25 protein-coding genes and 1 tRNA gene are annotated in these 25455 nt (G+C 36.7%); 15 read left to right on the top strand and 11 right to left on the bottom strand.

Annotated features, from left to right (window positions below; all coding sequences use genetic code 11):
• The first annotated feature begins 46 nt into the window (after positions 1-46).
• From RNZ47_RS10140 to RNZ47_RS10125, 4 genes are all read left to right on the top strand, one after another.
• A complete protein-coding gene (locus tag RNZ47_RS10140; RefSeq protein WP_311939576.1) occupies positions 47-1141 on the top strand; it encodes a Nif3-like dinuclear metal center hexameric protein in 1095 nt (364 codons plus the stop codon).
• Positions 1142-1144: 3 nt separating this feature from the next.
• On the top strand, positions 1145-1924 hold the full coding sequence (locus tag RNZ47_RS10135; RefSeq protein ID WP_311939574.1) for a zinc ribbon domain-containing protein: 780 nt from the start codon (positions 1145-1147) through the stop codon (positions 1922-1924).
• A gap of 525 nt (positions 1925-2449) precedes the next feature.
• The gene (gene msrA / locus RNZ47_RS10130) at positions 2450-3109 is read left to right on the top strand and encodes a peptide-methionine (S)-S-oxide reductase MsrA (protein WP_311939572.1); all 660 of its coding nucleotides are present in this window, start codon (positions 2450-2452) and stop codon (positions 3107-3109) included.
• Between the two features lie 178 nt (positions 3110-3287).
• Positions 3288-3764 carry a hypothetical protein gene (locus RNZ47_RS10125; RefSeq protein WP_311939571.1) on the top strand — a complete coding sequence of 159 codons (477 nt, stop codon included), beginning with the start codon at positions 3288-3290 and terminating at the stop codon, positions 3762-3764.
• 158 nt (positions 3765-3922) lie between these two features.
• Here the strand turns inward: RNZ47_RS10125 and RNZ47_RS10120 are convergent, their stop codons facing one another.
• Positions 3923-4723, bottom strand: coding sequence for a class I SAM-dependent methyltransferase (locus RNZ47_RS10120; RefSeq protein WP_311939569.1), 801 nt, complete (start codon positions 4721-4723; stop codon positions 3923-3925).
• Positions 4724-4756: 33 nt separating this feature from the next.
• On the opposite strand from RNZ47_RS10120, the gene RNZ47_RS10115 reads away from it, so the two are divergent.
• Positions 4757-5425 carry a hypothetical protein gene (locus RNZ47_RS10115; protein WP_311939567.1) on the top strand — a complete coding sequence of 223 codons (669 nt, stop codon included), beginning with the start codon at positions 4757-4759 and terminating at the stop codon, positions 5423-5425.
• A gap of 347 nt (positions 5426-5772) precedes the next feature.
• Here RNZ47_RS10115 and RNZ47_RS10110 read toward each other — a convergent pair whose 3' ends face one another.
• Positions 5773-6192 carry a (4Fe-4S)-binding protein gene (locus RNZ47_RS10110; RefSeq protein WP_311939565.1) on the bottom strand — a complete coding sequence of 140 codons (420 nt, stop codon included), beginning with the start codon at positions 6190-6192 and terminating at the stop codon, positions 5773-5775.
• Between the two features lie 117 nt (positions 6193-6309).
• On the opposite strand from RNZ47_RS10110, the gene kynU reads away from it, so the two are divergent.
• The 8 genes from kynU to RNZ47_RS10070 all read left to right on the top strand — a co-directional run bounded on the left by kynU (position 6310) and on the right by RNZ47_RS10070 (position 14621).
• Positions 6310-7578, top strand: coding sequence for a kynureninase (gene kynU / locus RNZ47_RS10105; protein ID WP_311940567.1), 1269 nt, complete (start codon positions 6310-6312; stop codon positions 7576-7578).
• Positions 7579-7688: 110 nt separating this feature from the next.
• Positions 7689-9131 (top strand): FAD-dependent oxidoreductase, encoded by a 1443-nt coding sequence (locus tag RNZ47_RS10100; protein ID WP_311939563.1) that lies wholly within the window; start codon positions 7689-7691, stop codon positions 9129-9131.
• 352 nt (positions 9132-9483) lie between these two features.
• Positions 9484-9927 carry a RidA family protein gene (locus tag RNZ47_RS10095; protein WP_311939561.1) on the top strand — a complete coding sequence of 148 codons (444 nt, stop codon included), beginning with the start codon at positions 9484-9486 and terminating at the stop codon, positions 9925-9927.
• 7 nt (positions 9928-9934) lie between these two features.
• Complete coding sequence (locus tag RNZ47_RS10090) at positions 9935-11377, top strand: aldehyde dehydrogenase (RefSeq protein ID WP_311940565.1); 1443 nt, start codon at positions 9935-9937, stop codon at positions 11375-11377.
• A gap of 84 nt (positions 11378-11461) precedes the next feature.
• Positions 11462-12244 carry an SDR family oxidoreductase gene (locus RNZ47_RS10085; protein WP_311939559.1) on the top strand — a complete coding sequence of 261 codons (783 nt, stop codon included), beginning with the start codon at positions 11462-11464 and terminating at the stop codon, positions 12242-12244.
• A 114-nt stretch (positions 12245-12358) separates the two neighbouring features.
• A complete protein-coding gene (locus RNZ47_RS10080) occupies positions 12359-12895 on the top strand; it encodes a 3-hydroxyanthranilate 3,4-dioxygenase (protein ID WP_311939557.1) in 537 nt (178 codons plus the stop codon).
• Positions 12895-13977 carry an amidohydrolase family protein gene (locus RNZ47_RS10075; RefSeq protein WP_311939555.1) on the top strand — a complete coding sequence of 361 codons (1083 nt, stop codon included), beginning with the start codon at positions 12895-12897 and terminating at the stop codon, positions 13975-13977. Before RNZ47_RS10080 ends, RNZ47_RS10075 begins: the two co-directional genes overlap by 1 nt.
• On the top strand, positions 13977-14621 hold the full coding sequence (locus RNZ47_RS10070; RefSeq protein WP_311939553.1) for an O-methyltransferase: 645 nt from the start codon (positions 13977-13979) through the stop codon (positions 14619-14621). Before RNZ47_RS10075 ends, RNZ47_RS10070 begins: the two co-directional genes overlap by 1 nt.
• Before the next feature lie 3 nt (positions 14622-14624).
• Here the strand turns inward: RNZ47_RS10070 and RNZ47_RS10065 are convergent, their stop codons facing one another.
• From RNZ47_RS10065 to RNZ47_RS10040, 6 genes are all read right to left on the bottom strand, one after another.
• Complete coding sequence (locus RNZ47_RS10065) at positions 14625-16892, bottom strand: ATP-binding protein (RefSeq protein WP_311939551.1); 2268 nt, start codon at positions 16890-16892, stop codon at positions 14625-14627.
• Positions 16893-17023: 131 nt separating this feature from the next.
• Complete coding sequence (locus RNZ47_RS10060) at positions 17024-17311, bottom strand: Sec-independent protein translocase subunit TatA/TatB (protein ID WP_311939549.1); 288 nt, start codon at positions 17309-17311, stop codon at positions 17024-17026.
• 69 nt (positions 17312-17380) lie between these two features.
• Positions 17381-19684 (bottom strand): M1 family metallopeptidase, encoded by a 2304-nt coding sequence (locus RNZ47_RS10055; protein WP_311939547.1) that lies wholly within the window; start codon positions 19682-19684, stop codon positions 17381-17383.
• Positions 19685-19791: 107 nt separating this feature from the next.
• Positions 19792-20295 (bottom strand): DUF6702 family protein, encoded by a 504-nt coding sequence (locus RNZ47_RS10050; RefSeq protein WP_311939542.1) that lies wholly within the window; start codon positions 20293-20295, stop codon positions 19792-19794.
• Positions 20296-20489: 194 nt separating this feature from the next.
• Positions 20490-21290, bottom strand: a complete 801-nt coding sequence (locus RNZ47_RS10045; RefSeq protein WP_311939539.1) for a peptidase associated/transthyretin-like domain-containing protein — start codon at positions 21288-21290, stop codon at positions 20490-20492.
• Positions 21277-22077: a BamP family beta-assembly machinery protein gene (locus RNZ47_RS10040; protein ID WP_311939536.1), complete on the bottom strand. Its 801-nt coding sequence runs from the start codon at positions 22075-22077 to the stop codon at positions 21277-21279. The genes RNZ47_RS10045 and RNZ47_RS10040 overlap by 14 nt, the downstream gene beginning before the upstream one ends.
• A gap of 115 nt (positions 22078-22192) precedes the next feature.
• On the opposite strand from RNZ47_RS10040, the gene pepE reads away from it, so the two are divergent.
• Entirely contained in the window at positions 22193-22900 is a 708-nt protein-coding gene (gene pepE / locus RNZ47_RS10035) for a dipeptidase PepE (protein WP_311939533.1), read from the top strand.
• 335 nt (positions 22901-23235) lie between these two features.
• Here the strand turns inward: pepE and RNZ47_RS10030 are convergent.
• Positions 23236-23308 (bottom strand) — tRNA-Gly (locus tag RNZ47_RS10030).
• 49 nt (positions 23309-23357) lie between these two features.
• Entirely contained in the window at positions 23358-23783 is a 426-nt protein-coding gene (locus RNZ47_RS10025; protein ID WP_311939531.1) for a GNAT family N-acetyltransferase, read from the bottom strand.
• Between the two features lie 188 nt (positions 23784-23971).
• On the opposite strand from RNZ47_RS10025, the gene RNZ47_RS10020 reads away from it, so the two are divergent.
• Complete coding sequence (locus RNZ47_RS10020; protein ID WP_311939528.1) at positions 23972-24739, top strand: M48 family metalloprotease; 768 nt, start codon at positions 23972-23974, stop codon at positions 24737-24739.
• 74 nt (positions 24740-24813) lie between these two features.
• On the opposite strand, the gene RNZ47_RS10015 is transcribed toward RNZ47_RS10020, so the two are convergent.
• Complete coding sequence (locus RNZ47_RS10015) at positions 24814-25197, bottom strand: ankyrin repeat domain-containing protein (RefSeq protein WP_311939524.1); 384 nt, start codon at positions 25195-25197, stop codon at positions 24814-24816.
• Positions 25198-25455: the final 258 nt, after the last annotated feature.

Genomic DNA, 25455 nt, shown 5'->3' with positions numbered 1-25455 from the left:
AAAATATAATATTTATATTTGTTTTATAATCCATACCAAAAATAAAATGATAGTTCAAGACGTCATAAACCATTTAGAAGCACTCGCACCTTTGGCTTACGCCGAAGATTTTGACAACGTGGGCCTTTTGGTGGGCGACAAAAATGCAAAAATCACGGGTGTTTTAGTCACTTTAGACACGCTTGAAACCGTTGTTGACGAAGCCATTGAAAAAAAATGTAATCTCATTGTTAGCTTCCACCCTATTATTTTTAAAGGTTTAAAAAAACTCACGGGTAAAAATTATGTGGAGCGCGTGGTTTTAAAAGCCATAAAAAACGATATCGCCATTTACGCCATACATACCGCTTTAGACAATGCGCTTCAAGGTGTAAACGATATGATTTGCAATCAGCTGGAATTAACCAACAAACAGATTTTAATACCGCAAAGCGAAACCATAAAAAAACTAACCACTTACGTACCAAAACAAGAGGCCGAACAATTAAGAGCCGCTTTATTTGAAACGGGTGCAGGCAGTATTGGCAACTATAACAATTGCAGTTTTAATGTAGATGGTTTGGGTACGTACCAAGGCAACGAAAACTCAAATCCAAGTCTTGGCGAAAAAGGCGTTTTACATACCGAGGCGGAAACCAAAATAACCATTACCTACGCGACACATTTAGAATCAAAAATCCTTAAAGCGCTATTTAAAACCCACAGCTATGAAGAAGTGGCTTACGAAATTACAACCCTGGAAAATAAAAACCAAAATATTGGCATGGGTATGGTTGGTGAGTTTAAACAACCTATGGCCGCGGAACTCTTTTTGAATCATGTAAAAACCAAAATGAAAACCGCGTGTATTAGGCATTCATCATTACCAAAAAAACCCATTAAAACAGTAGCCGTTTTGGGTGGTTCGGGCAGTTTTGCCATTCAAGCTGCCAAAGCCGCTGGTGCCGATGCTTTTATCACTGCCGATTTAAAATATCACGATTTTTTTATGGCCGAAAACCGCATACTTTTGGCAGATATTGGGCATTATGAAAGCGAACAGTTCACAAAAAATCTTTTAGTAGCATATCTTACAAAAAAAATTAGTAATTTTGCAGTCGTTTTATCAAACACAAATACCAATCCTGTTAAGTATTTTTAAAGTATGGCTAAAAAGAAAGAAGTAACTGTAGAAGAGCGCTTAAGAGCTTTATACGATTTACAACTCATCGATTCTCGTATTGATGAAATAAGAAATGTTCGTGGAGAGCTTCCGTTAGAAGTTCGCGATTTAGAAGATGAAGTTGCTGGACTAAACATTAGGTTAGAAAAACTTATGGCAAGCTTAGAAGTAATCGATAACGACATCTCTTCAAAGAAAAACCTTATTGAAGAAGCTAAAGCCTTAATAAAAAAGTATAGCGAGCAACAAAAAAACGTTAGAAATAACAGAGAATTCAATTCGCTTACCAAAGAAGTTGAATTTCAAGAACTGGAAATTGAATTGGCCGAAAAGCATATAAAGGAATTTAAGGTTCAAATAGAGCAGAAAAAAGAAGTTATTGCCGAAACCAAAGAGCGTGTAAAAGAGCGCGAAAATCACTTAAAACACAAAAAAAGTGAGTTAGATGCTATTTTGGCAGAAACCGAAAAAGAAGAGCAAGCCTTAATCGTAAAATCCGAGGATTACAAAAAGCAAATTGAAGAGCGTCTAGTTGCCGCTTACACCAGAATTCGCAAAAACGTAAAGAACGGATTGGCGGTTGTGCCAATCGAAAGAGGCGCATCTGGCGGTTCATTCTTCACCATTCCACCGCAAGTTCAGGTTGAAATCGCATCGCGCAAAAAAGTCATTACAGACGAGCATAGTGGGCGTATTTTAGTTGATGCTGCCTTGGCCGAAGAGCAAAAAGCAAAAATGGATAAAATGTTTTCAAAACTTTAATTCCAATTTAAACATAAATGTAAAGAGCCTTCATTCCCGAAGGCTTTTTTTATGCGCAATTTGGGCGTTACCCTATCGGGTCGGGCTTTCCGCTACAAGTCCTCGCTCCTGCCTCGCTGTGGGCTTTTCACTTCAATCCCTAACGCGGGGCAGTCTGCAGTTGGCAGTAACCAGTCCGCAGACAGTTAACGTATTTGATAATTGGGTTCGATATCGTTTACCAAACAAATCGTTTAATCTCTACTTAGTAAATAAGTAAATTAAAGATTAAAGTCCCATGTTAAAAACCCACCCCTTAATCCCCTCCAAGGAGGGGAAACTCAGGCGTTAATTCCAAATTCAGGGTTCAAAGTTTAGGGTTCAGAATTTAGGGTTTCACGTTTAACATTTATGACATAAAATAAAATTAGCAGCGTGCAAAGCCCCAAATCAATTCACGAAATCAAACGTTTTAAAACAACTTTCTCTCTAAAACAATTAAGGTTTCGTAACTTTATACGTCTATTGAAAAAGAAAAAAGAAGTTATGAAACACATTCTCCCATTATTGGCAATAACCCTATTGTTCAGTTGTCAAAACACAGCACAGGTCAACAAAAAGCAACAAGCCATAATTAATGCCGAACCCGTTGAAGTTCCATTAAAAAACGGAAAAGCACACGCCTATTTTGCAAGTGGCTGCTTTTGGTGTGTCGAGGCTATTTACGAAAGTGTAAAAGGCGTTGACGAATCCATTTCGGGATATGCTGGCGGCCATACAAAAAACCCAACCTACGAATCAAGTAACACCGGAAGAACCGGTCACGCCGAAGCCGTCGAAATTATTTACGACCCCAAAGTGGTAAGTTTTAAAACCCTGGTGGATGTGTATTTTGCATCGCAAAACGTTACGCAGGTAAACGGACAAGGTCCAGACCGTGGCTCGCAGTACCGCTCGATTATTTTTTATCAAAACGACGAGCAAAAACAAATCATTTTAAAAAAGAAAGAAGACTTGGCAAAACAATTAAATGCCAAAATTGCCGCCGAAGTCTACCCATTTCAAAAGTTTTGGGTGGCCGAAGATTATCATCAAAATTACGAAAAGCTGCACCCAAACCATCCGTATATTAAAAATGTATCTATTCCCAGATTAAATAGGTTTAAGGCTAATTTCCCCAAAGAGTTTTTGAAAGAAAATCATTAATATGTATGTCATTCTAAACTTGTTTCAGAATTTTAAATCATTGACATCCCATCATCACTAAAACTAATAAACTTTTTCCTTTTTCCTACAAAAAATTAATTATATTTACGGGGTATGAGTAATAAAAGTTACTATATAACAAGTTGTAGCACATTACGAAAAAACTCAAATGAACAGAATGAATACCTACATAATCTTCGGAGTTTTAGCATTAATTGGAATAATTGTATTGATAAGTTGGAATTCAAACCGGAAATCTAAAACATCCGAAATTGCTGAAAACAGGACTGAAATACAGAAAAGTGAAATCCGACAAGAAAAGCGAGATTTAAAACTCGTTGTCACCTACGACTACGGAGAAAAAACAAAAATTATAACTAAAAAGGCAACAACTGAAATAATAAAAAGCACAATGAAATCAATCAATTGGAATGAATTTCACATTGTGCAATTGGAAGACAAAAATGTGGATGGATATAAAGCTTTGGACGTTGGTGGAAGTTTAGAAGATGATGGATTAGCTTCTGGACTTGTGACTGATAACGACCATATTCTATTGGTAAAGCCCTTGGAAACGGTTGACCAAATGACTGAAATACTTCTTGACTTTTTGAAAGGAGAGGATATTTGGCGGAATAAATATGACTATAAATAAAGTGCTACAACAATGTATAACCGCAATACCCCGGATTCGACTACGTCCGAATCCACTCGAAATTGCTAACGTCTGTGCTAAACCGAAAATATACCTTAATTTAACCCGTAACTGAAGGTTATACGAGACTATTAAACAAAACCCATAGAATAATCACTTTAAACCTTACTAGCCTTCAACTCAAAAATCAAAGGATACAACTTATCTTTGGTAACAAACAAGCCTGTTTCGGTTTCAATTAAATCTGGCAACACATTATACGGACTTTCGTCGTGTTCCTTTAAATATTCCACATGCAAACCCGCTTCGGTTAAAGCCGAAACCACTTCGCCCAACCCGTGATTCCATCCGTATTCCTTACTAATCATTTTTGAATTTTGATTAGCATAAGTGCCCTCATATTCTTCGTAAATAACCTCGTTTTGCATATAGCCATATGTCATAATGGGCTTGCCTTCCAAATAATCGAACATCCAAACTATCGGGTGAAATTCAACCATATAAAACGTGCCGCCTTTTTTTAAACGCTCCGCTATCATTTTGCCCCAAGGTTTTAGATCTGGCAACCAGCCAATAACGCCGTAACTGGTATAAACAATATCAAAAGTATCTTTTACAAACTCCGACGTATCCAAAACATTACAACACACAAATTCAGCATCAAGCTTCAAATCTTTATTTAATTCTTGTGCTAATTTAATGCCTTCGTCACTCAAATCTACACCGGTACAGGTCGCTCCCATCCTACTCCAACTCAGCGTATCTTGCCCAAAATGACATTGCAAATGCAATAGCGATTTTCCTTTTACATCACCCAAAGCATCTAATTCATAAGGCATTAAAGATGTTCTTCCTTTTTTAAATTCCTCCAAATTATACATAGCGCTTTTCGCGTGCACCTTTACTTTTTCGTTCCAAGTCGCTTTATTGGTTTTAAAATATTTATTATTGGTTGTCATCTTCAAATGATATCTTTACAAAAAATCTAAATTATGAAAAACTTCATTTACATGGTTTCATTAACCCTATTTTTCTTCGGGTGCAAGCAAAAAGCCGAAACCAAAACCGTTGAACCAGAACTTTCTGTGGCTGAAAAAATTGCAAAAGCACACGGATATGAAAACTGGAAAAACGTTGCCGAAATTCAATTTACTTTTAACGTAGATAGAGATAGCAGCCATTTTGAAAGACGTTGGAGCTGGAACCCAAAAACCAATGCTGTTGGAATGACGATGAATAATGAAACGGTTAGGTATAACAGAGCTTCTGTTGATAGTACGAGCCTAAAAGCAGACCAAGGTTTTATAAACGATAAATTTTGGTTGCTTGTGCCGTTTCAATTGGTTTGGGATGCCGGCACGACCATTTCAGACCCCGTTAAAGCACAAGCGCCGATTAGCAAAAGTGACATGAACAAAATAACTTTAACCTATTCCAATGATGGCGGTTATACCCCTGGTGATGCTTATGATATTTATTTCGATGCCGATTATTTAATTCGGGAATGGGTTTTTAGAAAAGGTAACCAAAAAGACCCATCGATGATTACCACCTTTGAAAACCATCAAGATTTTAACGGTATAAAAATAGCTTTAGAGCATAAAAAACAAGGCGAAAACTGGAATCTTAACTTTACAGACGTAAAAGTTACCTTAGAGTAACAATTTACGGCTTTATAGTAAGGAAAACATCTAAATTACGACTAAGACCGTATATAAAGTATAGATAGTTTTTTCCGCATTTGCGCCTATATATATGAAAAGCGCTTTAACCAATGGTTAAAGCGCTTTTCCCTTTTTTAGTGAAACTTAATTTTGAGAATCCATCATTTATGAAATACTTAAAATTTTTAGTTGAACTAGAGACTGTCAAAAAAGTGTTATTTAATAAGAATGTCATATTGAGCGCAGTCGAAATACAATAAAAATCAAAATATTAAGTTTTCGACTGCGCTCAAACTGACAACGATGACAACTTTTTAGACAACCTCCTCAAACTTTATTAGATGTTAGCCTTTAAAAGCCTCCTTTACATGCGTACCATCGCAAAAAGGTTTATTGTTTGAGGCGCCACATCGGCAAAAAGCCGTGGTTTTATTTTTAATTTCTTGGCTGCCGTCCCTATGGGTAACTTTTAGTGTGCCGTAAACCAATAATGGGCCGTTTTCTAAAACCTCAACTTTGGTTTCCAATTTTTCGGCTGTCTTATCGCCTTCAGCATTCATATAATAAGTTAATGCACCCGACGGGCATTGTTTTACTTGATTGATAATCGCATCGGTTTTTGCAGCGTCAATTTTTATCCAAGGCTTGTCCCTGGGCTGGAATACTTCGGGCAAACCTTTGGCACAAATCGCCGAATGAATGCACTTTTCAGCCTCCCAAACCACCGTTGTTTCTCCGTTTGAATATTCTCTAATTTTTCCCATACCTTAAAGTTTTTACTAAATATACAAAAAAGATTGTTCTCATATTTAGTCCAATTTATCGGTTCGTTTCTAAATATATAATTCTTATTTTTGTTAGAAACCGAAAAACCCTTCACATTGTCCGATTATAAACTAGGTCTTGACTACGCAAAACAGCAAGACCAAAATGATGAATTAGCGCCCTACAGAAATCAGTTTCATATTCCCAAAGACAAGCACGGAAATGAACTTATTTACCTCACCGGTAATTCCCTTGGTTTACAGCCAAAATCAACCAAAAACTATATCAACCAAGAGCTTGAAGACTGGGCTAATTTAGGTGTTGAAGGACACATCGATGCTAAAAACCCATGGCTACAATATCATGAATTTCTCACCAAAAGTATGGCCAATGTGGTTGGGGCAAAACCCATTGAAGTGGTCGTGATGAATACATTAACGGCAAACCTTCATTTTATGATGGTATCGTTTTATAAACCTACAAAAACACGTTACAAAATACTAATTGAAAGTGATGCGTTTCCATCCGATAAATATGCTGTTGAATCGCAATTAAGACATCATGGATTTGATGATAAAGACGGATTGGTATTATGGAAACCCCGCAAAGGCGAGGAATTATTGCGATACGAAGATTTAGAATCTATTTTAAAAGAACAAGGTGATGAAATAGCGCTCATTATGATTGGTGGCGTTAATTATTACACAGGGCAATTTTTCGACTTAAAAAAAATAACCGAGCTAGGGCATAAACACGGTTGCAAAGTAGGGTTTGATTGTGCCCATGGTGCAGGAAATGTCGAACTCAATTTACACGATTCCGGAGCAGATTTTGCCGTTTGGTGCACTTACAAATACCTAAATTCCGGTCCTGGGAGTTTAGCAGGTTGTTTTGTACACGGGCGTCATGCGCACGATAACAACCTAAACCGATTTACGGGTTGGTGGAGCCACAATAAACAAACGCGTTTTAAAATGCGCGATGAGTTTGATGTTATTCCGGGCGCCGAAGGTTGGCAACTTAGCAATCCGCCGATTTTATCGATGGCAGCCATAAAAGCGTCACTCGATATGTTTGAAGATGTTGGTATTAAAAAACTTATCGAAAAATCTAAAAAGCTAACGGGTTATTTTGAGTTTTTATTGAAACAGTTAGGTGAAGACACGATTAAAATTATTACTCCAAGCCATCCAAACGAACGGGGTTGCCAACTATCAATTCAAGTTAAAAATGCCGACAAAAGTTTACATAACAAATTAACCGAAATGGGTGTTATAAGCGATTGGCGCGAACCCGATGTGATTCGCTGTGCGCCTGTGCCACTATATAATTCGTTTGAAGATGTTTATAATTTGGTTGAGAAATTGAAGCGTATTTTAAATTGATTTGTCATTCCTGCGTGCCATACTGAGCTTGTCGAAGTGAATGCAGGAATCCACTCTAAATTAAAGTATTAATAACAATGAGATCCTGAAACAAGTTCAGGATGACAAAAATGAAAGAAAAACAACAAAACATACTAATCATTGGCGCAGGATTATGCGGAAGCCTTCTTGCATTACGATTAGGACAACGCGGATATCATGTTAGCGTTTACGAAATGCGTCCGGATTTGCGCAAAGTCGATATTTCAGCTGGCCGTTCCATAAATTTAGCACTTTCAGATCGCGGCATTAAAGCCATGAAACTTGTTGGTATTGAAGATAAAGTCAAGTCGCTTTGCATTCCCATGAATGGCAGAATGATCCACGATAAAAAAGGCCATACCCATTTATCAAAATACAGCGGACGAGAGCATGAATATATCAACTCCATTTCCCGTGGCGCACTTAACGCGTTACTTTTAACCGAAGCCGAAAAACATAAAAACGTCTCGGTTTATTTCAACAAAAAATGTAAATCCGTCGGTTTTGAAAAAACCACGGCTTTGTTTCAAGATTACAAAACCAAAGATCAATTTATTGAAGATGCCGATATTATTATTGCCACAGATGGTGCGGGCTCCGTACTGCGAAAAAGCTATTTTTTAGGCAAAAAGTTTTTATTCAGTTTTTCGCAAGATTATTTAACACATGGCTATAAAGAACTCAGCATTCTACCAAAGGAAAACGGCGATTACAAAGCGTATAAAAACGCCCTTCATATTTGGCCTCGTGGGACTTTTATGCTGATAGCTTTACCAAATTTAGACGGCAGTTTTACGGTAACGCTCTTTTTAAGTTACGATGAAGGTGAATACCATTTTAACAATTTAACCACTGAAGATGCCGTATTGGAATTTTTCCAAAAAGAATTCCCGGACGCTTTAGCCTTAATGCCCAATTTAATCGACGATTTTTTTGAAAACCCAACGTCGCCATTGGGCACCGTAAAATGTTCGCCGTGGCATTACAAAGGCAATACGCTTTTAATGGGCGATGCGGCGCATGCCATTGTACCGTTTTACGGACAAGGCATGAATGCCTCTTTTGAGGATGTGGTTATATTTGATAATATTTTAGACCAACATTTAAAAAGTTGGGAAGCCACATTTACGGCTTACGAAAAAACGCGTAAAAAAGACACCGATGCCATTGCGGATTTGGCGATTGATAATTTCTATGAAATGAAATCGCATACAGCCAACCCTATGTTCCAAGAAAAGCGTAAATTGGAAATGCTTTTAGAAGAACATTTTCCGGACGACTATGCTTCAAAATACGCCTTGGTAACATTCAATGAAAACTTAGGCTACCGCGAAGCCATGTTAAAAGGACGCGCACAGGACAAAGCTATTTTGAACTTATTAGCAGATGACAACATCTCAACGAAGTCTATCTTGAGCGGAGACGAAAGTCCCGATATAACAAAAGAAGATTTAAAAACGATATTGAAAAAAATAAAACAAGAAACCGAAGCTATTTTAGAAGAAGATAAAATTGCAGGGCTACATGAGTAATGAGTAATGAGTAATGAGTAATGAGTAATGAGTAATGAGTAATGAGTAATGAGTAATGAGTAATGAGTAATGAGTAATGAGTAATGAGTAATGAGTAAAATTTATTAAAATATTTAAACAACATAAGGAAAACAAGAAAACAACAAATTAGTCAAGCCCCAAATCAATTCAAGGAATTGAACATTGAAATGCAGAAATAAAGAGCGAAGGAATGGAGATGCGAAGCGCAGCTTTAAGCACGTAATTCCGAAAGCGAATGGTGCTTTAGCAATTTCCTTATTTCAATATGATTTTTTGGTTCGTTTTTATCAAGACAAAATGAACAATTTAAAAAATAACGACAACATAAATTATGAGTAACGAAAAAAATGAGATTCCTGCCTCCACAGAAACTAAAGTAACTCCAAGAGGTGCATACCCACACACAAAGCGCGTGGGCGATTTTATATTTGTATCCGGCACCAGCTCCCGTCGTGCAGACAACACCATTGCAGGCGTTGATATTATTGACAACATGGGAACGAAACACTTAAATATAGAGATACAAACCCGTGAAGTTTTAATAAACATCGAAAAAAATTTGGCCAAAGAAGGCGCTACTTTAAATGATGTGATTGATGTTACATCCTTTCTTGTCAATATGAATGATTTTGCAGGTTACAATAAAGCCTACGCAGAGTTTTTTGATGCAGAAACAGGCCCCACACGAACCACGGTTGCAGTACATCAATTACCGCACCCAGATTTGGTAGTGGAAATTAAAGTGATGGCTTACAAGCCTATGGGCAAAAGCTAAAAGCATGATGCAGAACATCCAAAACTACATAAACGGCAACTTTCACAACCCAATTGACGATGCATGGTTAGATAACTACAACCCATCAAACGGTGAGGTTTACGGGCAACTGCCAAATTCATCCAAAGAAGATGTAGAAAACGCATATATCGCAGCAAAATCTGCTTTTCCAACGTGGTCGCAAACCACTTTAGAGGAACGCAGTAAAATCCTAATAAAAATCTCAGAATTACTTGAAGCCAATTTACAGCGCTTCGCAGAGGCCGAAAGTAAAGACAATGGCAAACCCATCGGTTTAGCAAAAACAGTTGATATTCCAAGAGCAGCAAGTAATTTTAGATTCTTTGGAAATGCCATCACCCAATTCGCCAGCGAAAGTCACGAAAGCGTGGGTCAAAATGCCATAAACTATACGTTAAGGCAGCCCATTGGTGTTGTTGGTTGTATTTCTCCTTGGAATCTTCCACTTTACTTATTTACATGGAAAATAGCTCCCGCAATAGCCGCAGGAAATTGCGTGGTTGCAAAACCCAGTGAAATCACACCCATGACAGCTTATCTTTTGAGCGAGATACTAAATGAGGCTGGCCTCCCAAAAGGTGTGCTGAATATTGTACACGGTTTAGGCACAACAACAGGTCAAGCTATAATTGAGCATCCAGATATTAAAGCTATTAGTTTTACGGGCGGAACAGCAACCGGTGCACACATTGCAAAAGTAGCCGCACCGATGTTTAAAAAACTGTCCTTGGAACTTGGAGGTAAAAACCCAAATATCATTTTTGCAGATTGCGATTACGAGGATATGCTGGAAACCACGGTACGCTCATCATTTGCCAATCAAGGGCAAATCTGTTTATGCGGAAGCCGTATTTTTGTAGAAGCTTCCATTTATAAAAAATTTAAAACCGATTTTGTTGAAAAAGCAAAGCAGCTTAAGGTTGGGCATCCATCTGAAAGTAAAACTGATATTGGCGCATTGGTTTCCAAAACGCATCTTAAAAAAGTAAAAGACTATATTAACATCGCCAAAGCCGAAAACGGTATTATTTTGTGTGGTGGACGTGAAGTTAAAGTTGAAGGTTACGAAAACGGGTATTATTTAGAGCCAACCATTATTGAAGTTAAAACCGATGAATGCACAGTAAACCAAGAAGAAATTTTTGGACCGGTTGTAACCATGATGCCTTTTAATACGGAAGATGAAGTTTTACAAATGGCAAACAAAGTAAAGTACGGCTTATCGGCATCCATTTGGACCAACGATTTAAAACGTACCATGCGCATGAGCAATCAATTACAAGCCGGAATTGTTTGGGTAAACACGTGGATGATGCGCGATTTACGCACGCCTTTTGGTGGCGTTAAAGCAAGTGGTATTGGTCGTGAAGGCGGATTTGAAGCTTTGCGTTTTTTTACCGAAGCAAAAAATGTTTGTATAAAATATTAAAAAAGAACCTAGAGAAGAGACGAAAGAAAATAGATTTACCAAACCTTCTGTTTTCTTTATTCTTTTCTCTTTTATCTCAAATAAATGGATTTAAAATTAAACAACAAAAACGCCTTAGTTTGTGGAAGCACTCAAGGCATAGGAAAAGCAACCGCCATGGCTTTAGCTGCCGAAGGTGCTAACGTTACTTTGGTAGCTAGAAACCGGGAAAAACTAAAAGCGGTTTTAGCAGAATTACCAGAACCTAAAAACCATAGTTATATAGTGGCAGACTTTTCCAACCCCAGGGATTTACAAGAACAGGTCATTAAATTTACAGAGAAAAACCACGGGTTTCATATCTTAATCAATAATACCGGTGGCCCAAGGAGCGGGCCTATTTTAACTGCTGCTTTAGAGGAATTCGATAATGCTTTTATTCAGCATTTAAAATGCAACCATGTGTTGGCTCAGGCCACTATCCCGTTTATGAAAGAAGCTGGTTTTGGAAGAATTGTAAACATTATTTCCACCTCGGTTAAAGAGCCCATTCCGGGTTTGGGCGTAAGCAATACCATTAGAGGTGCTGTGGGCAACTGGAGCAAAACCTTGGCAACCGAAGTTGGTGCATTTGGCATTACGGTAAACAATGTATTGCCCGGATTTACCGAAACCGAACGTTTAAACGAAATAATTAAAATTAAAGCTGTCAATGAAAACAAAAGTATTGATACTATGGCAGAAATAATGAAAGGTTATTCGCCAGCCCAACGTTTTGCAAAGCCTGAAGAAACTGCAAATGTTATTGCGTTTTTAGCGAGTGAATGTGCCAGTTATGTAAACGGAATTAACGTTCCGGTTGATGGTGGACGCACAAAAAGTTTGTAACTTTAAGCACAATTAATTCCGCGTGAAGGATTGAAGCGGCATCCTTTTGCTTTTTTGCAAAAGATACAGCGGAAAGCCTGACCTGCAAGGGCACGCCCAAAAAATAAAAATACCATGAGCAAAGTATATCCGCCCGTAAATTTTAAAGCTTGGATTGATGAAAACAGACATTTATTAAAACCCCCTGTGGGCAATAAAGTGGTTTGGAAAGATGGCGATTTTATTGTTATGGTGGTTGGTGGACCAAATAGCAGGAAGGACTATCACTACAACGAAACCCCTGAGTTTTTCTATCAAATTGAAGGTGATATCGTTTTGAAAATTATTGATAATGGCACGCCCAAAGACATTCATATTAAAGAAGGCGACATTTTTTTATTGCCTCCAAAAGTGCCGCATTCGCCACAACGAGGTGCCAACACCGTAGGATTGGTTATTGAATATCCCAGAGAAAAAGGGGTGCAGGATGCATTGCTTTGGTTTTGCGAAAATTGCGCCACAAAATTATATGAAGAAGATTTTACGCTAGACAATATTGAAACGGATATGCCTAAAATTTTCGATAATTATTACAAGGATGAAAACAAACGTTCTTGCCCCAATTGTGGGGAAGTGATGCAACCGCCTAAAAAAGTAAAATTGGAAGATTAATGAAACGAAAACTTCGAATAAACGGCCATTCCCATTTACTTCCTTATCCTGAGGAAATACCGGATTTTATGCGCGAAAAAGGCATTTTTTGGGTAGACAAGGACAGGAAATATATGCTTCAAAAAGATTGGAGCCGCCCCGTAACCGATTCCAGTTTCTTTTTGCACGATAAATTGGAATGGATGGAGCGCAACAAAATTGACCATGCCGTAGTTTTAAATTTATCGCAATTGTACGGCAATGGGTTACGTGTTGAAGAAATGAAGCAAGCATTGCGTTTTCAAAACGATTTCAATGCCAAAATACAGCACGAGAACCCCAATAAATTTACGTGTGGTTTTGTGGTGCATCCGGGTTTTGTTAGGAGTGCCTGTTGGGAAATTGAACGCTGTGTGGAAACCCATGGCATGCAATTACTTTGTTTGCCAACCCATTATATGGATACCATTGGCACGTGGCGTTGTATTTTTGATGAGGAAAACGAACCCATTTTTGAATTGGCCAACAAGTACAATTTAGCCGTAGAAATCCATCCATACGATGGCGAAAAATTTATAAAATTAGAAAACACCTCGTGGCGTTTTCATTTAATTTGGATGTTGGCCCAATGTGCCGATGCCTATCACTTTTTAACCTTAAATGGGTATCAGGAAAAATACCCGAACATGAGAACTTGTTTTGCTCATGGCGGCCAATTGGCACAAATTAATTTAGGGCGACGTATTCAAGGGTTTGATGGCAGACCCGATTTATTTGAGGGCAAACACCACCCCAGAAAAGCAGTGGGGCATAAAAATATTTTCTTCGATACCTTGGTACACGATACCGGCGGATTGGAATTGCTAATAAAAAACCAAGGCTCTAAGCAGGTACTTATGGGATTGGACGACCCTTATCCTTTGGGTGAAATGGAAAGCGCCAAACAATCGTCGTATCCCGGTAAAATTTTAGATTTAGCTATTGAACGTAAAATTATTAACGAAACTGAACGCGATGCCATTTGGGAAGACAACGTTATCCAATGGTTATGCGGCGATGACGAAAGCGCAAAAAAAGATTTAGTAAATAGAATTTTAAGTTAATGCATTTTATACCCGAAAACATAGACGATTACGTAGTAAAACATTCTGAGGACGAACCAGAATTACTGCAGCAACTCAATAGGGAAACCTATCAAAAAATATTGCAACCTCGGATGCTAAGTGGGCATTACCAAGGGCGTGTATTGAGTATGATTTCTAAAATAGTGCATCCAAAAAACATATTGGAAATTGGGACCTACACGGGGTATTCCGCTTTGTGTTTAGCCGAAGGTTTACAGAAAAACGGCGAGCTCCACACTATTGACCTCAATGAAGAACTGTTTGACTTTCAGCGAAAGTATTTTAACAAGTCTGAATATGCCAATCAAATATTCCAGCATTTAGGTGATGCTTTGGATATTATTCCGAAACTTGACAAAACCTTTGATTTGGTTTTTATTGATGCCGATAAAGAGAACTATGCCAATTACTTTAACGCGATTATTGACAAATTAAATACCGGCGGCATTATTTTATCCGACAACGTTTTGTGGAGCGGTAAAGTTTTAGAGACCCAGTTTAAAAAAGAAGACACCTCTACCCCTGCTTTAATTGAATATAATGCGCTTTTAAAAAACGACAAACGTGTTGAAACTGTAGTGTTACCCATAAGAGACGGTTTGACGATTAGTAGAAAGGTTTAAACATTAAGATGCCTTAACCAATTTTACTTCACACGAATTCGAATTTTGAATGTGAGACGCTATCGTTTGAAAAAACTCATAGTTATCAAAAGGTTTGGTTATAATATCGTTAAACCCTATAATATCGAAATCTTGTTTAACTTCCTCTATATCGGCAGCAGTTAAAGCAATAATAGGTATCTCTTTATTAAACTTCCTAATGGCCACTGTTGCATCATTACCATTCATAATAGGCATATTAATATCCATTAAAATAAGATCATAATTGTTTTTAGCTTGCATCCTCTCAACTGCCTCTAAGCCGTTATCTACAATGTCGCAAACGTAATTTTGCTTAACCAATAGGTTTTTAGTCACAATTTGGTTTATCTTATTATCTTCAACTATTAAAACCTTAAACTTGTTACCTGTAATTAATTCCACCTTTTTAGATGCATTTAGGTCTACTATGGTCTTGCTTTCTTGGTCTATTTCAAAATCTACGTTAAAGCTAAATTTGGTTCCTTTACCCACTTCACTTTCTAGCTCTATTTGGCTTTCAAATAATTGAATGATGTTTTTGGTTATGGAAAGCCCTAAGCCTGTGCCTTGATAATTGGTATTGCTTTCATTTCCTAATTGAGAAAAATTATCGAAAATGGTTTTAAATTTATCTTGTGGAATTCCTTTACCATTATCTTCAATTTCGAAACGCAAACTCACTTTTTCATCTCCTAAGTTTAATAATTTTATTCTCAAATCAATAACACCACTTTCAGTGAATTTTATACTATTTCCAATTAAATTTAGTAAAACCTGAGACATTCTAACTTTATCAACTTTAACGTACTCTGGAATGCCTTCGTCCATAGACAATTTAATTCGATTATTCGATTCTTGTAATCTATATTCAAAAGAATCAACTATACGCTGCATTAAGGATTTTATATTTACCGACACATTTTTAAGCTCTATTTTTTGAGCTTCCATTTTATTGGCTTGTAAAATATCATTAACTAAATTTAAAAGGTAATCTCCTGAATATTTAAGCGAATTTAAATATTTTCGGTCGCGTTCGCTAAGGTTCTTTTTCTCGTTTAACAACAGCGATGTTATACCAACCACGCCATATAGCGGGGTTCTCAATTCATGAGACACGTTTGAAATGAATTTGCTTTTTAACTCCGAAGTTTTTAAGGCTTCATCTTTAGCCAATTGTAATTCGCTGTTTTTTAGCTTTAGCGTTTTACTTAATTTTATTTTTGAGCTATAACTTTTATAAATAACGATGAATGAAACCACCAACAGCAACAACGTTACAAAAAATACAATATTAATTTTCTTGAATTTATTGGCTATTTCTAATTGCTGTAGTCTTGCTATATTAGCTGTTTTTGCTTCGTTTTTATAATCTTCGATTAAAAATTTGGATTTTACTAATAAATCCTGTCTGTTTTTTTCTTCGTTGGAAAGTTGGTCTTTATAGTTATTTTGTTCCAATAAAGTAATGTACGCCTCTGTGCTTTTACCAGATTTTGCCAAAGCAATGGACAGTTGCATGTAGATACTACTCAGTAAATCCAAATCGACTTCTTCGGTGTCTTCATTTAATAAAAAAACGGCTTGCCTAAATTTATTACTCGCATTATTGTACAGCTCCTTTTTTGCATAATAAATACCGTACACATAATTGTAATACCCTTCTAAACTTGAATTTATGGTGTCTGTTTTTAGATAACTGCCTAATTTTAATAAGTTGATTAAAGCTTCGTCTAGGTTATTTTTTTCAATATATAATTCACATAAATTAATCTTTGCTTCAACATATACGTTTTGGATATTTTCTTTTTCAATAGCAGGTAAATTTCTTTTGGCTACCGAAAACCGAAGAGCTTTCTCAAAATATTCAATGCTTTTATCGTGGTTATTCTGGTCTCTAAATATTTTAGCTAGGTTTAGATAAGAACTGGAAACCAAGTAATCATCATCAATCTCTTTTAAAACATCTAATGTTAATTGGTAATGCTCTTGGGCAGACTTATAATTTTCCATTAAATAATAAATATTACCTAAGTGAAAATTGGCTGTGGCACTTCCATAATTGTCTTGAATAGAATCTGACAATGCTTTGGCATGAATAAATTCTTTAAAGGACTTTACTATTTGCTGATTGTTGAATAGAATTAATGCAGACGCATTTTTTTTATCGATTTCTTTTATGATATCTCTATCTGTTTTACCAAAGATCACGGAGGTAACTAACAGAAAAACTACAAGTAGGTTTGTTTTCATGTTTTACGAAAATTATAGGTTTGGGACTTTTAAAGTATTTCTTTTCCTCGATAGGAATAAAAATACTCGTCATAAAACAGTCTTTTTCCGACAAAGAGATAAAAAACGTTATGAAAACTAAAGGAATTGTATTAAAACTTACGTTTTACCGAGCCTGAAAAATCCTCTAAATCGTCTTTTACTTTATCGAGCTCTTTTTTCACATCGGTAGTGATGCTAGTGTCTATACCGTTCTTTTCGACGGTTTTGGTAATTTCTTGTTTAATATCGTTGGTGGCATCTTTAAGTGTACGCATGCCTTTACCCAAACCACGGGCTATTTCAGGCAGCTTGTCGGCACCAAAAACCATGATGACAATAAATAGTATAAAGGCTATTTCTGCACCGCTTATAAATAGAAATGTAGGTTGATATATCACAATACAAATATAGTGAGTGTTTGTTAGAATAAAAAAAGCCAACTTATAAAGTTGGCCTTTTTTATTTTTTTATCCGTTTATTTTGTCCTTAAATTGATCGAATTGGCTTTGCGTAACTTCTTTAGGCCAAGAATTGTTTGAAGTATCAATATCCGCAGTTTCTAAATTCGGGTCTACTTTAATATTTACAATTTCTTTTTCCGAAGCGATGGCTTTTTTGACTTCGTTATCGTTAAACCTCCAAATTTGAGCTGGATAGGTTTCGGTTTTCGAAGTGCCATCGGCATAAGTGTACTCTACAATAATAGGCATAACCAAACCACCTGGTTTTTCGAAGGTAATGTTATAGAAATACTTTGGAGACTTGATGCTTTTTTGTTCTTCTGGCGTAAAATTATCCATAATGTATTCTTTTACAGACAGTGCTTCACTTGGTGTTTGGTTTTTCATGTCCTCTTTAAAGTCTTCGCTACCTTCTTCAACCATGTATACCAATGGCCTTAATTGGTTTTCACTAATACCTCTTTCCTTCATAAATTCTATCATATAAGCATTAGGTTCGGATGACACATAGTATTTCTTTACTTCTTTTATACCTATATCAACCCAATCGGTAGTGTAAAACCAACCTCTCCAAAACCAGTCCAAATCGAAAGCCGAAGCATCTTCCATCGTTCTGAAAAAATCTTCTGGTGTTGGGTGTTTAAACATCCAACGGTTCGCGTATTCCTTAAATGCATAATCGAATAGTTCGCGACCCATAACGGTTTCCCTTAAAATATTTAAGGCCGTGGCCGGTTTTCCGTATGCATTGTTTCCAAATTGATAGGTATTTAACCCTTTGGTCATTATTGGAGCAATATAATCTTGGTTACCGCCCATATATGGTACAATTAAATGTGCTGGTCCACGATCGGACGGGAAGCTTTCGTGTTGAGGCGATAATGCTTTTGGGTGTTTTTCACCAAAATCCTGTTCCGCCACATATTGTAAAAACGTATTTAAGCCTTCGTCCATCCATGTCCACTGGCGTTCGTCGCTATTTACAATCATAGGAAAAAAGTTATGACCAACCTCGTGGATAATAACGCCCATCATGCCATATTTTGTACGGTCGCTATAATTACCATCTTCATCGGGTCTGCCGTAATTCCAGCAAATCATGGGGTATTCCATACCTTGTTGATCGGCATGTACCGATATAGCTTTGTGGTACGGGTAATCAAATGTCATTCTGGAATAGGTTTCCAAGGTGCTGGCAACAGCTTTAGTGGACCATTCTTCCCACAACGGATTACCTTCTTTTGGATACATAGATACCGCCATAACATCTTTATCGCCAATTTTAACGGCCATCATGTCCCAAATAAATTTTCTTGATGTTGCAAAACCATAGTCACGTACGTTTTCCGCTTTAAATTTCCAGGTTTTGGTTTGGTTTGAAAATCCTTTTTCCGCCGCCTCAGCTTCGGCTTGGTTTACAATAATAACAGGTTCGGTATACGATTTTTTTGCTCGCTCGTAACGTTCCATCATCGTTTTTGTAAACACTTCCTTCCTGTTAAGAAGTTTCCCTGTGGCATCTAAAATATGGTCTGCCGGCACGGTGATGTTTACTTCGTAATCGCCAAATGGTAAAGCGAACTCATCGCGTCCCCAAAATTGCGAATTCTGCCAGCCTTCTACATCATTATAAACCGCCATTCTTGGGAAAAACTGCGCGATTACATAAGCTCTATTTCCATCTTCCGGGAAATACTCATAACCCGAGCGTCCGTCTTCAACCACGTGATTGTTGATGTTGTACCACCATTTAATGGAAAACGAGAATTTATCGCCGGATTTCATGGCTTTTGGCAATTCCACACGCATCATGGTTCTATTAATCATATATGTTAAAGGCTTGCCGTTGGCATCTTTAACTTCCTCGATATTAAAGCCTCGTTCCAAAGGCCCTTTAATGTAATCATTTGCGAATTGTGAAGGCGTTAAAACCGGAGCCACACCACTGCTTTCTATAAGTGGCGATTTGGAGTCTTTGGCACGTTGGTTTTGGTCTAATTGTACCCAAAGATATTTTAAAACATCAGGCGAATTATTGGTATAGGTAATGGTTTCAAAACCAGATAACCTAGCGTTTTTATCGTCTAAAACAATATCCATTTTATAATCGGCTTGCTGCTGATAATAAGCTACACCCGGTGCGCCCGACGCCGCTCTGTACATATTTGGAGTTGAAAACTCATCGTACAATTGCTTAAATTTATTGGTGTTTGTATGTCCTTTTTTGCGCTCTTGTTGCTCTTGATTTTGAGCAAAAACCCCTGAAGTAATAAATACTACGGACAAAAAGTAATAGGCAATTTTTTTCATGTTCAATTTAATAACATTTATAATTTAAAGAATTGCGTTTTTCAGATAAAAGTATGATCATAAAAAACGCTCGAAAATAGTAAATTTAAAAGAGTTTTAACTTTATTTTAATCAAAGTTTAACAAAGCGTGGTCTTTTTGAAGAATAAACAAAAAGCTTTTATGTGTCTCGTTTATTTTTGTTTTAACAATATTTTGCTGTTCTTCAAATAAATCAAACAGCAATTGGTTTGTAATTTGAAACGTTTTAATGGCCTTAACACCTTCAATTTCCAAGTAACATTGCATAATATCGCCGCTGTATTCTTTTCCAATAAAGCTGATTTTTGCAGTTTCATCATTAATTTTTATTTTAATTTTTTCGCTTAAGTAACGCTCAATATAAGCATCTACCGTTTTCGGTTCGTTTTTGCCTGCCAAGGTTATGTTTTCATCGTAACGTTTGCGCAAAACATTTTCGAAATCGTCAATAAAAATCCGCGATATTATTTGTACAGAAGCCTTCTCTTTTACATAATTTATTTGCGTGACGCTCACATAATATTTATGCATTGCGCTAAAGCCCAAAAGCGGAATTATTAAAAGGAATAAAAAAGACTTTGAAAATGGCATGTCTGTTTTTTTTTTGCTAAAGTAATTATTTTGAAACTTGTATTTACTTTTCAAAAAGCATTCCAAAAAAATAGGTTAATAATTTGGGTATTGCCCCAACCCTTCGACGCCTCTCAAGGCAAGAGGTCGGCTAGAAGTTTATCCCGAGCTTGCAGAGGGGCTACTATCCCCAATGCGAGCTTCACAACTTAAAATCAATCGGTAACCAATTCAAGATTGGCTTTATAGGCTTTTAATTTTTCTTGTAAAAATTCAAGAATTTCAATATCGGTCTTGCCGTTGCAGCGTTCCATAAAACCAGCATCATCTGCGCAGAAATAGAAAAAATCTGCAACTTTATCGGCTTCCAGTTCATTTAAAGCTAAAAAATCTTTCTGCAATCGCGATTTTATACGTTCCAACAAGGCTTCTTTAGCCTCTATTTCAACGCGGTTTTTAAGCTCTTTTGTTCTACCTGAAATACCATTTAATATAGGGTTTAAAGGAATTCCACCACCTAAAAGCCCCAAAAGCATTTTTGGTTTAAACTCTCCCGCTTCGTGCAATCGACGTTCGCTTTGAGTAGCCAGTTTACCGGTGTATCCCGGAATACCAACATCGTAAAAATTAATGGGTGGTTCGCCTTCAATCTGTTCAATATCCAAAAGCAAATCTCCTGATAATATTTTGCCCACCAACACTTCTCCCAACTCGTTTATTTGCTCTTTTAATTTTACGGTCAATGTTCTATTTAAAATGGTATGATTACCAACAACCATATATTTTGGAATGTGCTGAACGGACGAAAACACAAGCGTATCGTTCAACTTTGCAGTAATTTTAAACTCGCCTCGTTTATTGGTTGTGGTAAAAACTTGGGCCGTTTTATTTATAACGTGAATATTTTCAACACCCACATCACTTTCAACTTTTCCGTAAATTTCAACGGATTGCGAAACGGCCACTTTAAAACCAAACAACAGTAATAAAAAAGTAAGGTATTTAATGTTTTGCATCTTTCAACGTCAAAAATTCTTTGCTTTGCTGAATCAAAAACTCGATTAAATACACTTCGTTTTCGGGTTTATACAATTCCTCTTTAATGCCATTGGTTTCAATAAACGCTACAAACAAGTCTACTTTTTCAAACGGAATATTACAGGCTTTACTAATAAATTCATGGGTATAAACATCCAATAAGTCTTTTGGTTTTTCATCTTTCTTATAAAAATCCTTTTTTTTGTTTTTACGTTTCAACAACCTGTTCAAACCAAATATCGTCGCAAAGTCTATACCGTTGTAAAACTGTCCTGTGCTTACAATTCTATTTAATTCATTCCTAACTATATTGTTATTAAAGGCGTTATCGTCAAAATACTCCAAAGCATTCATGTTTCCCAAATCGAGTTCTATTTTGGGCAATTCTTCAGCATTATCAATATCGGTAACCAAATCACCCGAAAGCCCTGTGGACAACAACACAGCATCTAATTGATTAACATGTTCGGCCAAATAAATTTTTAATTGTTTGGAGGCTATAACGTCCTTAGTAATGGCGATTGAAACGGCTTTAAATTGCAGTGCCGAAATTTCAATAATATCGTTTAAAGCCACGTGAATAGTAAATTCGCCGTTGCCATTGGTAATGGTTCCTTTATTGGACGACGTATTGTAAACCGTTATATTTTCCACATCGCTGTTAACTGCAAGAATAATTCCGTTAACCTCAACGCGCTCAATATCCTGCCCCATAACTAAATCACAGGAAAAAATTAATATAAAAATAAGTAGTAGTTGTTTCAATACGTTTAATTTACTTTATAAAGAAAGCGTTTCAAATCTTAAATAAAATGAAAAACCGCTTTAAACTTTTGTTAAATCCTACATTTCATTACTTTTACCTAATATACAAAATAAGATGAGAAACCTAATAATAGCCAGCACTTCTACAGTTCACGGAAGCGGATATTTGGAATATATTTTAGATGAATTAACAGTTTTTTTTAAAGACGCCAAAACGGTGTTGTTTATACCCTATGCCAGACCTGGCGGTATATCGCACGATGAATATACCGAAAAAGCCGCATCGGCATTTTCTAAAATTGGTAAAAAAGTAGTGGGCATCCATACGTTTAAAAATCCCGTTGAAGCCATAAAAAAAGCCGAAGCCATTTTTACCGGCGGTGGCAATACCTTTGTTTTGGTAAGTCAGTTATACAAAAATAATTTAATAGCTGTTTTAAAGGAAACCCTTACAAACGGCACACCGTATTTGGGCACAAGCGCAGGCAGCAATATTTGCGGCCTAACCATAAAAACATCCAACGATATGCCCATTGTTTATCCGCCCAGTTTTAATACTTTGGGCATGCTGCCTTTTAATATAAATCCGCATTATTTAGACCCCGATACGAACAGCAAACACATGGGCGAAACCCGCGAAACGCGGATTAAAGAATTTCAGAGCTACAATACACCACCCGTAATTGGTTTGCGCGAAGGCAGCTGGCTGCACGTTAAAGGCGATTCCATAGTGTTGAAAGGCAACTTAGAAGCGCGAATCTTCGAGTATAACAAAACACCCTACGAAATCGCGTCGGGCACACAATTAAATCATTTAAAATAAAAGCATTTTGGGCGTGCCCCCACTTGGTCGCTGAGGCTCTCGAAGTGGGGTCGGGCTATCCGCTACAAGTCCTCGCTGCGCTGTGGGCTTTCCACTACTATCCCTCACGCGGGCATACCAGCCAAAACCATTGCGAAATTCCATAAAATAACCTATCCGCATAAAAAAAAGCCCAATATTTCCATGGAGCTTTTAGAGCGGGAGACCAGGTTCCCTTCGACGGAGTTTATATTGAGCACAGTCGAAATGCTCAGGGTAAACTTCTCACCTGGCTATGCGTTTTACAATAAAGTTAGGGCATAAAAAAAAGCACCACATTTCTATGGAGCTTTTTGAGCGGGAGACCAGGTTCGAACTGGCGACATTCAGCTTGGAAGGCTGACGCTCTACCAACTGAGCTACTCCCGCATTAGCCATGCAAATATATACATTCTCACAACTTATTTGCAAGCAAAAACTACAACTTTTTAAAAAAATGGTAGCCCAAAATCTCAAACCCTTCGTTGTAATAAAATTTGTGCGAAGGATAATTATTCACGTAAGTATTCAATTCCACTGATTCATAACCTTTTAGCTTAACGTAGTTATAAATCCATTCAAAAAATTGTTTTCCCAAACCTTTGCCGCGATACTCATCATCAATAAAAACATGGTCTGGTTCAACACTTTTTCCAGAATAGTGCCGTGTGCAAAACCATAAGCCAGAAATTCCAATTAATTTTTCGCCTTCAAAAATACCTGCACACTCGTAATTCTGATTTACCATTTCGGAGAAACGTTGTTTTAAAATAGCGTCAGACACTTGATTTCCATTTAGTTTTTGAACTAATGGTATCACGGAATCAATCTGCTTTTTATCAATAATTTTAAACTGAAAAGCCATGAACTATTTTTATGTGAAGATAAATATTTTCTAACCATTAATTAAAACATCATTTTAAAAACATTTAAATTTAATGCGTGACCCTAACATAAAAAATGCGTCTAAAGCCTGTGTTTACATTGTAAATAAAACAGGTTGCAAATTACAGTGATTATTTTTTGTAAATTTAAAACAATAAACATCTATTTATGAGAAGTAGAAATTTTAAGATTAGATTATTAATTGGTTTGGCCATAGTCGCTTTTGCATTTATTAAAAAATGCAATAGTAAAGAGAGAAATGCGTATACCGGCAGAGTGCAAACCATTAATATGACCTCGGATCAAGAAATAGCCATTGGTTTACAACATGCGCCGCAAATGGCTCAACAACACGGTGGCTTACACGCTAACAACCAATATCAAGCCTTAGTGGACCAAGTAGGAAACAAGCTTGTTAATAACAGTATGGCAAAAGATACGCCATACAAATACGACTTTCATCTTTTGGCCGACGAGAACACTATAAATGCCTTTGCGCTACCCGGTGGACAAATATTTATTACCTACGCCTTGTTTTCTAAGTTAGAAAACGAAGACCAATTAGCTGGTGTTTTGGGGCACGAAATTGGTCATGTTTTAGGGCGTCATTCTGCTGAACGAATTGCAGAAAGCGACTTTTGGCAAACGGTAACAACCGGCGCATCGGTAGGTGCCGATATGGGCGGATTGGTAAGTGGCATTGGGCAACAAACGTTACTTAAAAATGGTCGTGGTGACGAATTGGAAAGCGATGATCTTGGTGTTTTATTTATGCTTAAATCGGGTTATAACCCTCAAGAAATGATTGGCGTTATGGAAATTTTAAAGGATGCTGCCGGCCCTGATCGAGTTCCGGAATTTCAAAGCTCGCATCCAGACCCAGATAATAGGATTGAGAAAATTCAAGAATCTATTAAAAAGTATAAAAAACAATAATAAAAAGCCTTGTTAAAAACAAGACTTTTTATGAGTGACTAGCTCTAAATAATTATTAAAAATTATTTATATCTTTAAGCTAAAGCTTCTTCTAAAATAGCTAAAGCTTCTTTGGCATTAGACTGTTGTGCGTACTTAACAGCAGTTAAACCTTTAGGACATTTGGTTTTTAACTTAGCGCCTTTAGCAATTAAAAATTTCAAAATGTCTGTTCTGTTGTATTTAGCAGCATACATAACCGGTGTCATCCCGTTAGATTTCTTATTGACATCCGCCCCTAAACTAACAAGTTTTTTAACGGTTTCAAAGTCGCCTTTTGCAATAGACACACAAAAAGGGCTGACTTGTGCCACTGTTTCTACACTGTAATCTTTAACGGTTTCATTAATTGATTTTGCATTTACTGATACTACTGAAAAGCATAATGCGATTGCGGAAATAATGATTGTTTTTTTCATGATGAAAGATTTTAATTTGATTATTGATTTGAATTGATTTCGTTTTTTGATATACTAAAGAGACGACAAAAATCTCGATCTGTTACAGAAAAAATAATTAATAACATATTTTTAACATTGATTTCACATTTTATTATGTTAAAGCTTTTTTGTTGAGATACTCGTAAAAATCCGTTATTTAAAAGCTTTTTGAAGCGTTTTAGCGAGGATTTTTTTTATAATCTCACTATCTTTGGATACTCAAAAATTCTCACAAAA

The sequence above is a fragment of the Hwangdonia seohaensis genome (assembly GCF_031932625.1).
GTDB lineage: Bacteria > Bacteroidota > Bacteroidia > Flavobacteriales > Flavobacteriaceae > Hwangdonia > Hwangdonia seohaensis.
This window is presented reverse-complemented; position numbering and strand designations above follow the sequence as displayed.

What these genes read in the sequence shown, in the direction of transcription:
- pepE (WP_311939533.1), top strand. Translation starts at nt 22,193, where the DNA reads ATGAGAAACCTAATAATAGCCAGCACTTCTACAGTTCACGGAAGCGGA.
- RNZ47_RS10055 (WP_311939547.1), bottom strand. Translation starts at nt 19,684, where the DNA reads ATGAAAAAAATTGCCTATTACTTTTTGTCCGTAGTATTTATTACTTCA.
- RNZ47_RS10080 (WP_311939557.1), top strand. Translation starts at nt 12,359, where the DNA reads ATGAGCAAAGTATATCCGCCCGTAAATTTTAAAGCTTGGATTGATGAA.
- RNZ47_RS10110 (WP_311939565.1), bottom strand. Translation starts at nt 6,192, where the DNA reads ATGGGAAAAATTAGAGAATATTCAAACGGAGAAACAACGGTGGTTTGG.
- RNZ47_RS10120 (WP_311939569.1), bottom strand. Translation starts at nt 4,723, where the DNA reads ATGACAACCAATAATAAATATTTTAAAACCAATAAAGCGACTTGGAAC.
- msrA (WP_311939572.1), top strand. Translation starts at nt 2,450, where the DNA reads ATGAAACACATTCTCCCATTATTGGCAATAACCCTATTGTTCAGTTGT.
- RNZ47_RS10135 (WP_311939574.1), top strand. Translation starts at nt 1,145, where the DNA reads ATGGCTAAAAAGAAAGAAGTAACTGTAGAAGAGCGCTTAAGAGCTTTA.
- RNZ47_RS10015 (WP_311939524.1), bottom strand. Translation starts at nt 25,197, where the DNA reads ATGAAAAAAACAATCATTATTTCCGCAATCGCATTATGCTTTTCAGTA.
- RNZ47_RS10065 (WP_311939551.1), bottom strand. Translation starts at nt 16,892, where the DNA reads ATGAAAACAAACCTACTTGTAGTTTTTCTGTTAGTTACCTCCGTGATC.
- RNZ47_RS10140 (WP_311939576.1), top strand. Translation starts at nt 47, where the DNA reads ATGATAGTTCAAGACGTCATAAACCATTTAGAAGCACTCGCACCTTTG.
- RNZ47_RS10090 (WP_311940565.1), top strand. Translation starts at nt 9,935, where the DNA reads ATGCAGAACATCCAAAACTACATAAACGGCAACTTTCACAACCCAATT.
- RNZ47_RS10020 (WP_311939528.1), top strand. Translation starts at nt 23,972, where the DNA reads ATGAGAAGTAGAAATTTTAAGATTAGATTATTAATTGGTTTGGCCATA.
- RNZ47_RS10050 (WP_311939542.1), bottom strand. Translation starts at nt 20,295, where the DNA reads ATGCCATTTTCAAAGTCTTTTTTATTCCTTTTAATAATTCCGCTTTTG.
- RNZ47_RS10085 (WP_311939559.1), top strand. Translation starts at nt 11,462, where the DNA reads ATGGATTTAAAATTAAACAACAAAAACGCCTTAGTTTGTGGAAGCACT.
- RNZ47_RS10115 (WP_311939567.1), top strand. Translation starts at nt 4,757, where the DNA reads ATGAAAAACTTCATTTACATGGTTTCATTAACCCTATTTTTCTTCGGG.
- RNZ47_RS10075 (WP_311939555.1), top strand. Translation starts at nt 12,895, where the DNA reads ATGAAACGAAAACTTCGAATAAACGGCCATTCCCATTTACTTCCTTAT.
- RNZ47_RS10125 (WP_311939571.1), top strand. Translation starts at nt 3,288, where the DNA reads ATGAATACCTACATAATCTTCGGAGTTTTAGCATTAATTGGAATAATT.
- RNZ47_RS10045 (WP_311939539.1), bottom strand. Translation starts at nt 21,290, where the DNA reads ATGCAAAACATTAAATACCTTACTTTTTTATTACTGTTGTTTGGTTTT.
- RNZ47_RS10025 (WP_311939531.1), bottom strand. Translation starts at nt 23,783, where the DNA reads ATGGCTTTTCAGTTTAAAATTATTGATAAAAAGCAGATTGATTCCGTG.
- RNZ47_RS10095 (WP_311939561.1), top strand. Translation starts at nt 9,484, where the DNA reads ATGAGTAACGAAAAAAATGAGATTCCTGCCTCCACAGAAACTAAAGTA.
- RNZ47_RS10100 (WP_311939563.1), top strand. Translation starts at nt 7,689, where the DNA reads ATGAAAGAAAAACAACAAAACATACTAATCATTGGCGCAGGATTATGC.
- RNZ47_RS10070 (WP_311939553.1), top strand. Translation starts at nt 13,977, where the DNA reads ATGCATTTTATACCCGAAAACATAGACGATTACGTAGTAAAACATTCT.